Source organism: Flavobacterium sp. (genome assembly GCF_025352425.1).
Classification (GTDB): domain Bacteria; phylum Bacteroidota; class Bacteroidia; order Flavobacteriales; family Flavobacteriaceae; genus Flavobacterium.
On the sequence record NZ_JANXTI010000088.1, the window covers coordinates 25828 to 36309 of the forward strand.

9 protein-coding genes are annotated in these 10482 nt (G+C 33.9%); 1 reads left to right on the plus strand and 8 read right to left on the minus strand.

Features of this window, described 5'->3' with window-relative positions:
- The first annotated feature begins 33 nt into the window (after nt 1–33).
- The gene (locus Q0Q99_RS11100) at nt 34–2061 is read left to right on the plus strand and encodes a ComEC/Rec2 family competence protein (protein WP_293895768.1); all 2028 of its coding nucleotides are present in this window, start codon (nt 34–36) and stop codon (nt 2059–2061) included.
- Nucleotides 2062–2066: 5 nt separating this feature from the next.
- On the opposite strand, the gene Q0Q99_RS11105 is transcribed toward Q0Q99_RS11100, so the two are convergent.
- The 8 genes from Q0Q99_RS11105 to istA form a co-directional block, all read right to left on the minus strand.
- Nucleotides 2067–2558 (minus strand): thioredoxin family protein, encoded by a 492-nt coding sequence (locus Q0Q99_RS11105; RefSeq protein ID WP_293895771.1) that lies wholly within the window; start codon nt 2556–2558, stop codon nt 2067–2069.
- A 53-nt stretch (nt 2559–2611) separates the two neighbouring features.
- The gene (locus tag Q0Q99_RS11110; RefSeq protein WP_293895774.1) at nt 2612–4417 is read right to left on the minus strand and encodes a peptide MFS transporter; all 1806 of its coding nucleotides are present in this window, start codon (nt 4415–4417) and stop codon (nt 2612–2614) included.
- Between the two features lie 4 nt (nt 4418–4421).
- Nucleotides 4422–5921, minus strand: a complete 1500-nt coding sequence (locus Q0Q99_RS11115) for a peptide MFS transporter (RefSeq protein ID WP_293895777.1) — start codon at nt 5919–5921, stop codon at nt 4422–4424.
- Nucleotides 5922–5994: 73 nt separating this feature from the next.
- Nucleotides 5995–7533: a peptide MFS transporter gene (locus tag Q0Q99_RS11120; RefSeq protein ID WP_293895780.1), complete on the minus strand. Its 1539-nt coding sequence runs from the start codon at nt 7531–7533 to the stop codon at nt 5995–5997.
- A 456-nt stretch (nt 7534–7989) separates the two neighbouring features.
- Complete coding sequence (locus Q0Q99_RS12915; RefSeq protein ID WP_367175038.1) at nt 7990–8175, minus strand: GIY-YIG nuclease family protein; 186 nt, start codon at nt 8173–8175, stop codon at nt 7990–7992.
- 218 nt (nt 8176–8393) lie between these two features.
- A complete protein-coding gene (locus tag Q0Q99_RS11125) occupies nt 8394–8558 on the minus strand; it encodes a hypothetical protein (RefSeq protein WP_293895783.1) in 165 nt (54 codons plus the stop codon).
- A gap of 52 nt (nt 8559–8610) precedes the next feature.
- Nucleotides 8611–9348: an IS21-like element helper ATPase IstB gene (istB, locus tag Q0Q99_RS11130; protein WP_293895786.1), complete on the minus strand. Its 738-nt coding sequence runs from the start codon at nt 9346–9348 to the stop codon at nt 8611–8613.
- A 16-nt stretch (nt 9349–9364) separates the two neighbouring features.
- Nucleotides 9365–10482 (minus strand): IS21 family transposase (gene istA, locus Q0Q99_RS11135; RefSeq protein ID WP_293895789.1); only part of this gene is annotated, 1118 nt, incomplete at its 5' end.

Sequence of the window (10482 nt, forward strand, 5' to 3'; positions counted from 1 at the left end):
CTTCAATAAATGATTTTTATGTATTTTTAATACATGAAAATCTTACAATTTCCTTTATCTAAAATTTTTATTGGGTTTTTATCCGGATTACTTTTGTATCGAATAGTAAATTCAAATGCTATTTTTGTGTTTTCTTGTTTAGTATTCGGACTTGCGGCGCTTTTTATTTCTTCCTATTACATTCGGAAAAAGTGTTTTAAAATCTTTTTTGGATTTTTTGTTTTTATAGTTTCATTTCTTTTCGGAATTTCAACAGCACTGATTAATAAAGAGAACTCAAATGCATTTCATTATACCAAGCAAATTACTGAATATGATAAAGTTCATAATCTGGATTTGTTATTGATAGAAAAATTAAAAAATACAAAAAAAAATAATCGGTATGTAAGTTTAGTAAGGGTGATTGATACTAAAATAAGTTTTGGAAAAGTTATTCTCAACATTGCCAAAGAAGATACTCCAAAGAATCTGAAAATTGGCGCCCAACTAAATGTAACCGGAACCATTTTTACAAATAAAAACCCATCCAATCCAAACATGTTTGATTATGGAAAATATCTTGAAAACCAAGAGATATATGCTCAGATGTATACCAAACCGAATCAAATTAAAATTGGGCATTACGAGCCAGGCTTGTGGGCATGTTTTTCAAACTTCAGGGAAACTATTATTTCTAATTTGGAACATTCTGCCATTGGAAAGGAGGAACTAAATGTGTTAAATGCATTAATTCTGGGTCAACAACAAGATATTTCCCCCGAAATTTTGAAGGATTATCAATATGCCGGAGCAGTTCATGTTCTGTCGGTTTCAGGTTTGCATATTGGTTTTATATTGATGTTTATTACATTTTTGCTAAAACCGATTAATAATTCCAAAAAAGGATCATTGTTCAAATTACTAATCATTGTTTTGTCACTTTGGTCATTTGCAATTCTCACGGGTTTATCACCATCAGTCATTCGTTCAGTAACCATGTTTTCTTTTCTTGCCATCGGAATTCATTTAAGAAGAACAGTTAATATTTATCATACGCTATTAGTTTCAATGCTACTTATTTTGTTGTTTAAGCCCTCTTTTTTGTTTGACGTCGGATTTCAACTGAGTTATCTTGCTTTGTTTTTTATCCTTTGGTTACAGCCTATTTTATCTAAGATTTGGCAACCAAAAAATAAGATTATAAAATACTTTTGGGATATCATTACTGTTTCGTTTGCTGCACAAATCGGCGCCATGCCTTTAAGCATTTATTATTTTCATCAATTTCCCGGTCTGTTTTTTGTGACCAATCTAATTATTCTGCCTTTACTAGGAATAATTATGGCAGTAGGCGTTATTGCTGTTCTAATTGCCACATTTCACACTGTTCCTGTTTTTATTGCAAAATCAATAGGCTTTCTGATGGGCTTTCTCAATGCCGTAATTCATTTCGTTGCGTCTTTTGATACCTTTGTTTTCAAGAACATTTCGTTTTCCACAGTTATGTTATGGAGTTCTTATTTGGTAATCATTCTAATTGTTCTTTGGATTAAAAGGCCAACTTTTAGACGACTATCATTAACTTTTACAAGTATTCTGCTAATGCAGCTAATTTTTATTGTCCAAAAAAACCAAACCCAAAACCGTGAAGAGTTAATCATTTATAATTGCAGGAAAAATACAATCATCACCGAGAGGGTCGGAAATGTGGTAACCGTTTATAGTAACGACAGCATTCGAAAAAATCTGGATACTAATTTACTCATTCAATCGTATTTAGTTGGAAATTTTTGTGAAGCCAAAGCAAAAAAACCACTGCAAAACTTACTGTATTTCAAACATCAAAAAATGCTAATCATCAACAGTTCGTGTGTTTACACAAAAGAAATTCAACCTGATATTTTGCTAATCACTCAATCACCAAAACTAAATATGCAACGCTTACTCAAAACCTATAAACCCAAAGAAATTGTTGTTGATGGCTCAAACTTTAAAAGTTACATTCGATTATGGGAAGCAACGTGTAGAAAAGAAAAAATCCCTTTTCATAATACTAATGAAAAGGGATTCTATAAGATTTAATTTTGTTAATTAGTTGTATACTTTGCTTTTGTTGACTTATTAGTTGCCAGGATTTGATCTGCAGCTGTTAACCAAGTAGTTGGTCCACCTGCAAGATAACCTGTGCTGCCTAATTTTTCAAGATTGATTTTTCCGTCTTTTTTACTTGCGTTTACAAACCAAACTGTTGGATATCCCTGAACCGCAAAAGTTTGTTGTAATTCTGCGTTTTGTTTTTGAATTGCCGGTATTTGTGGAGTTTTTCTTGGGTAATCCAATTCAACAAGTACTACATTCTTTTTAGCCCATTTTTCAAATTCAGGAGTTTTAAAAACTTCCTTTTGCAAACGCATACACCATCCGCACCAATCGCTTCCAGTGAAAAATAAAAACAATGGTTTTTTAGTTTTTTTAGAAATCTTAATTGCCTCGTTCATATCGGTTTGCCATGTCGCCTCTTGCGCCTGTATTGTTAACGAACCCAAGACTAGAAATAAAGTAAGTGCTATTTTTTTCATTGTATTAAATTTTTTTTTCAAATATAACAAAAAGAATGCCAAATAAATCCCAATTACCTGACACCATGCATCAATTTTTTAATAATTGGCGACATTAATATCGATAATAGAGCCATTGTGACAGAAATTATTGTCAAAAGCCAAAAGAAATAACTTAATCCATGTTCGTCTGCAATCTTGTCTATGTTTTCACCAAAAATTCCTGCGCCTTTCATTCCAATTGCAACTGCCAAATACCATACGCCAAACATAAAGGCAATCATTCGGGCAGGCACCAACTTACTGACATACGACAAACCAACAGGGGAAATGCACAATTCACCCATAGTGTGAAAAAGGTAAACTAAAATTAGCCAAATCATACTTACGGATGCGGTTTTAGCTCCGGGTTCAATTCCGCTTGCTCCAACTGCTATGCAAGCCATACCTACTCCCAAAAACAACATTCCCATTCCGTATTTTACAGTCGCTCTTGGATTGTATTTACTTTCCCATAATTTAGAAAATAAGGGCGCCAATGTAATAATAAACAGTGAATTTAAAGTTGAAAACCAAGTAGCGGGCACTTCTGTAAGTGGCGTAGTGACTTTATCAATTTTTAATAAATCAAGTGTGCTGTCAGAAAGTGTTAAAACTCCTGCAGTGTAATAATCTTTGACCAGCATCCAAATTGCAATGCTCCAAATAATAACAAAACTTAAGCTTAAAATGACATTCGCGACAGCATAGGTTTTGAACGTTTGCCTAAACATCTTGAGCATTAACCACGTAATAATTGCTAAAGGCAAAACAGTCATCAGAGAATTAGCAACCAGATAAATAGTACTCCAGTTCCCTTCTAAAACCCTATCTGTATAATCCTTTGCGAAAATGGTTAAACTGTTTGGCGATTGTTCAAATATCGCCCAAAAGAAAATAGCCAGAAAGGCAAAAAAGGTAACTGCCATTAATTTTTCACGGGTGATTTTAGAATATTGCGTAAGGCGGTAAATTAGTAAAATAATAAACAACACTAAAGCAGTCAAAATAGCGGTCGCGTTTCCGTTACTTCCCAAAAAGCCGAATACATCTATTTTCCCTTCGGATATTTTTGAAATAGGTGCATTTATTATCCAGAGCAGTCCCAACATAACGGAAATGGCAATGACTATTAACTGCCAGCTTGTAAACGGATTTCTTTTGTCATCATCCAGAGTTTCCTTTTTGGCTTTACTCTCCTTATTAGGTTTTAATCCGATGTCACCAAAAATACTTTGAGATAACCAGAATTGAATCATTCCAAAAAACATAAAAATTCCCGCCAAGCCAAAACCATAGCCCCAGCCTACTTTTTCGCCTAAATAACCACATAATAATATTCCGAAAAAGGCTCCGGCGTTAACGCCCATATAGAATAACGTATACGCACCATCTTTTTTCTCTTGTCTGTCTTTATACATTTCAGAGATTATGGATACCATGTTTGGCTTGAAAAATCCATTGCCAAAAACCAGTAATAACAACCCTAAATAAATTGAAAAATGCGTTTCAACTGCCATCGCGGCATGACCCAGAGTCATTAAAAATGCGCCAACCATAACCGCCCAGCGGAAACCAATAACCTTATCAGCAAAGTATCCACCAAGCATTGTTGATAAATAAACCAGTCCAACATACGATCCAAATAAGGCAGAAGCATTTTCCCTTGTCCAGGTCCAACCTCCATCTGTTAATGATGATGTTAAAAAAAGTATTAACAAGGAACGCATTCCATAAAATGAAAACCGTTCCCACATTTCGGTAAAGAACAAAACAAACAAGCCGGAAGGATGGCCTAAAACGGTGCTTTTAAAAAACTGATCTGTTGAATTTTGACTCATAAAATTATTTTACTTCCTGCATTAATTTTTTAACGAATGGAGAGATTGCAATTAAAACAATTCCTGCAATTAGTGCATAAATGGCAAGTTGATAATATCCGTGAGTATACCCTTCTAATTTTGTAGTTAGTGAAGCATTTTCATCTGGTGACGACATTCCCGCTCCTAATAAACCAGCCGCATACTGACCATAAGCACTTGCCAAAAACCACATTCCCATCATCATCCCGGACAATCTTTTTGGAGATAATTTAGTCATAATTGATAACCCGATTGGAGACAAACACAACTCTCCAAAAGTGATAACAAAGTAAGCAAGCGTAAATATGTTTAATGAAGTCAGTCCTTTTATATCTGCATAAAATTTTGTGTAATAAAACACATAAAACGCCAATGCTAAAAATAAAAATCCTAATCCAAATTTGATAACTGTATTAGGCTCTACTTTCTTTTTTGCCATAGCCAACCAAACCAATCCGAGAATTGGACTGAAAATGATAACAAATAAAGAATTAGCTGTGTTATTTATAATGTTCGGATTAGATTCAAAACCTAACAGGTCGTGATGTAAATTATCTTTAGCAAATAATGCCAATGAGCCTCCACTTTGTTCAAAGAAGGCCCAGAATATAACTGAAAACAATATGAATACAAAAGCAGCGATTAGTTTTCGTTGCGCTTTGGCGTCTTTCTCAATATAGGTTTCATAAAGAAAATAAAGAATTGCCAAAGGTCCGATGGTATACATAAAATAATCTGTATAATCGGTGTTTTTAATCATGATAAAAATAAGCGGTATACTCAGTAAAGCTCCTATGTAAACCACAATTTCCTTAGCCGTTCTTTTTGTTTTAGCAATATGTAAAAGAGGAGAATCACCAATAGGGCCTAATGACTTTTTGGTAAACACAAATGTTACTAACCCAATAAACATAACAATAGCCGCAGATAAAAAGGCATAGCTCCATCCATAATCTTTACTTGTACCTAAGTAAACACAAACAGCTCCGCCCAATAATGCCCCAATATTAATTCCGGAATAAAATAATCCAAAACCAGCATCTCTTCTTGGGTCACCTTCTTTATAAAGTTCTCCTACCATAGAAGAAATATTTGGTTTAAAAAATCCTGTTCCGATAATAGATAATGTTATTCCCAGATAAAAAAAATGCTGCGGAGAAAAGGCAATCATCAAATTTCCAACTATCATTACAACACCTCCAAAAAGCAACGATTTTTTAAAACCCAATATTTTGTCTGCGAAGATTCCACCCAAAAAAGTAAAGGCATATACAAATGCCTGAATGGCCCCATATTTAAGATTCGCATCTTTATCAGACAATGCCAATCCAAGCAACTTATCTGCCATAAAAATAGTTAAAACGCCACGCATTCCATAGAAGCAAAAGCGCTCCCACATTTCTACGGTAAATAAATACCATAATTGTTTTGGATATTTTCCTTCGAAGTTTTGGATCTGTTCTAAAGTGATTTCTTTTTCCATAAAAATTTAAATTAAAAAACCTCCAAGGAGCCTTGGAGGTTTGAAAGATATAAAAATATTTTATAATATGTAATTATCTATTTTCGACAGATAAATCAACTCCTTCAACATGGTCAGTGTCCATCATTTTTTGTAACCATGAACTTAACACAAACAAAATTAATGAAGCCGTACCAGTCATAATAATGAACACCATGAAGAATTCATATAAATTAGTAATTTGAAAACCAACAATTGATGGATAAACAGTTGGTTCGGTAGTAGCTTCAGCGCCAGCAGTTGGTGGAATCAGGGCACTCAATGTACCGGCAAATTTATTGGCTGCAGCGTTTCCTAAGAACCAAGTCCCCATCAAAAGTGATGATAAGCGAAGAGGTGCTAATTTTGAAACCATTGACAAACCTATTGGTGATAAACATAACTCTCCCATAGTATGAATAACATATAAAGCAATCAGCCACCACATTGAAACTTTATCCTCAATACCTAATCCCTTTACTGCAATAGCAATAACAACATATCCTAATGCGACCAAAGCAAGACCTATTGCCATTTTCTTTGGCGATGAAGGCTCTAATTTTCTAATGTATAAAAAGCCCCAAATTATTGTAAATATTGGTGCTAATGCAATTACCGCTAATGGATTTACAGACTGGAAATAAGAAGCCGGCATTTCCCAGCCAAAAAGTGTTCTCTCGGTTTGTCTATCTGCAAATAAGGTTAATGAGGCTCCAGCTTGTTCAAATGCGCCCCAAAAAAAGATAACGAAAAACACCAAAATTAGGATTACAACGATTCTTTTTAATTCAAATGATTTTAAACTCTTATCCGTTAGAATCAAGATTGGCATTAAAATCATTGCACCATAAATAAAGTAGCTGATAATATCAACATCACTGTTAAACATTTGTTTAAAATTCAACATGAAGAAAATAATAGCTATTGAACCGATAATTGTAGCGATACTTTTCACATCTAGTTTTTTCACCGGAAGCCCTATTTCTTTTCCTTCTTCAGAAATTAAATATTTTTTTTGATATAGTATAAAGACTGCTAGTCCAATCAACATACCTATACAAGCTGCCAAGAATCCCCATTTGAAATCCATTGAACCACATACTAATGGTGAAAAGAAAGCTCCAAGGTTAATTCCCATATAGAAAATGGTAAAAGCACTATCTATTCTTCTATCATTGGCTGGATAAAGTTGACCAACCATCGTTGAAATATTCGGTTTAAAGAAGCCATTACCAATAATAATTACGGTTAATCCCAACCACATAATAGAAACCCCACCATGAGCACCAGCTGATGCACTTAAAAACATGCAAAATTGACCTAGCGCCATCATAACTCCACCAATAATGATACTTCTTCTGTTTCCAAGGAATTTATCACAAAGATACCCTCCCAAAAGTGGCGTTAAATAAACTAATCCTGTGTAGCTTCCATAAATTTGAGACGCATCTGCATCTTTCATTAATAATATTTTAGTCATAAAGAGGATAAAGATTGCTCTCATTCCATAGTAACTAAATCTTTCCCACATTTCGGTGAAAAATAAGAAGTACAATCCTTTTGGATGCCCTGTTTGTACAGCAGTTTTGCTCATATTTATTGTTTTAGATTGATATTGATGAGTTTGGTTTTCGTTTAAAAACTGTCAATTTTAGTGAAAAAAATACAATTAACAGCACTTTTTTGTATTAAATACAATTTTGCATTCTTAAACCATTGTAAATAATGGAAATTAATAATGTGAGGAATTATAATAACAAAGTGAGCAGGTGCAGTTACAAAGTGGTCTTCAGCCCAATGGAAATAAGGAAATAATCATTTTTATGGCTCAAACCCGGTATAAAACAGCTCAAATAAAAATAACAAAAAACCCATCAACTTTTCTGTGATGGGTTTGTTTGTGGTACCTCCAGCCCCGAAGCTTCAGGGGAACCAGGGACACATGGATTAAAAACCATTTTTTGAAATAATATCTTTCAAAATTGATGGGTTTGTAATGGCCATTTGAATAAAAACTTTACTTTTCATCTTCTTTATAAATTTTTCCAATCTAATTTGCCTGTTCTCTTGAAACGCAATTAAACGATAAAACAACTTCCCAATCCGCTGATATCTTGGTGAAAGAATCTTGATAAAAATGATTGTTATGTTTTGACAATCTCAATTCTATATTGTCCGTTTCACCAACATAATATTTTTTGACGTTTTCAGAATATAATATATAAACAATATGCATTTTGTAAAAATAATAAAAAACCCATCAACTTTTCAGTGATGGGTTTGTTTGTGGTACCTCCAGTTCTACACATATCAAAATATTAATAATTATATTATTGATAATCAAGTATTTAATAATTACTAAAATTGAATGTCAAAACATATTGTTTTACACTTGTTTTACTCTATATTTGTATTTGATTGAATTATAATATAATAGCAATATATGAAAATAACTTATAAACCTTGTCTTAAGACAAAATATACTGGTGATACTGTTGGAATTATAAACTGCAAATTCCAGTCATATTGACCACCCAATTCCAATTTAAAGTGACCACCTGATTCCAATTCAAAATGACCACCTAATTCCGGAGCAAAATGACCACCTCCATTTTTCATTTAAAACTACTTTTTTTCATTTGTTAATTAGTACTCAAATATAGTTAAAATATTACCCCTTGTTTATCCCTCTTTTCTTTCTCATAGACTCTCCTAATAATTCGATTCTGTGAGATTGATGTATTAGCCTGTCCAAAATTGCGTCAGCTATGGTTTTCTCTCCAATTATATCGTACCATCCTTGTACTGGGATTTGTGAGGTAACGATAATTGAACCGTTATTATGTCGGTCTTCAATGATTTCTAAAAGTGTAATTCTGTTATGACTATCCAATGCTTGAAGCCCAAAATCGTCGAGTATGATAACATCTTGTCGTTCTATTTTGGCAAGTTCTCGCAAATAAGAACCATCTGCTTTTGCCATTTTTAATTTAGCAAACAACTTCGAAGTATTAAAATAACTTACTTTAAATCCTTGTATACAGGCTTGATAACCCAATGCGGTACCTAAGTAACTTTTGCCTACGCCAGTGCTTCCGGTGATTAAAATGTTTTCGTTTTTTTCTACAAATTCACATTCTGCAAGACGCAGAACTTGGTTTCGCTCCAGATTACGGGACTGGTCAAAATTGATGCTTTCAATGTTTGATTTGTAGTGGAATCGAGCGTTTTTGATACCGCGTTCAATACGCCTATTGTGTCTCTCGTCCCATTCTGAATCAATAATCATCGATACAAACTGATCGAGTGTGTAATGGTCTGTTTTTCCGCTTTCAATAGCGGTTTTAAAAGCATTATGCATACCATAAAGCTTCATTTGTTTCATTTTTGTTACTGTGGATTCATTCATGTTTATTAAATTTAGATTAGTTAAAATAGTGTTTCCCCCTTATGTTACCGTGACTCGGGAGTTCTTGCTCTTGCTCTTGTTCAAAATCAACACTGTCCAAATTGTTTTCTAAAATGTTCTGTATGGTTTTAAAGCTGTAAATTTTAAAATCGAGTGCTCTCTTGCAAGCATTTATTAATCGTTCCCTACCTACTTTTTTTTCAAAGGTTAGTATCCCTAAACAACTTTTATAGGCTTGTTCTGGGTGATTTCTACTTTCAATTATTTGGATAATATAGTCTCCCACTGAAGCATCGATGTTGCTTGCCCAATCAATAAACCGAGAGGCACTCCACTCTGCTACAAATTGATGGGTACTTGCTAAATGCTCTGGGGTTGTAGTATAGACGTAGGGTTTGTAATTCCTTGGATGAATGGCTATTCGATTATATTTATAGTATATTTCAACGGTTGATTTTGTATACAATAGTTTGGCTTTCTTCTTCACATATTGATACGGAACACTGTAGTAGTTTTTGTCTTGGCTTAATTGAACGTGTCCATTTTGCATCACACTTGCAAAGGATTGGTATTTAATTTCAAAGCGTTCTTGAGGCAGCGGACGAAGTTTTTCTTTTTCATCTTCTAAAAACAACTCAAAACGAGAGTAGGGTCGCCCTGTGAGTTTTCTATTGTTATGGGAGTCGAGTAAATCCCATATTTGTTGGTTTAATTCCTCCAGACTAAAAAATTTAGTCTCTTTTAGATTCACATAAATCCTTCTGTATAATATCTTTACAGCACCTTCGACTAATGACTTATCTCTTGGTTTATAGGCTCTGGTCGGCAGTATGGTGGTTTGGTAATGTTCTGCTAAATCCGCAAGGGTTTCGTTGATAGTAGGCTCAAAACGACTACTTTTTATTACCGCAGATTTTAAATTATCTGGAACAATTGCCGCAGGAGTACCTTCAAAAAAACGCATTGCATTCTCTACAGATGTAACAAAATCTTCCTTTTGTTGGCTCATAGAAGCCTCTGCATAAGTGTATTGACTAGCCCCTAATATGGCAACAAAAAATTGGATGTCTTTGATTTCACCCGTGTCTTTATCAATAATGGAGAGTGTTTTTCCAGCATAATCCACATACATTT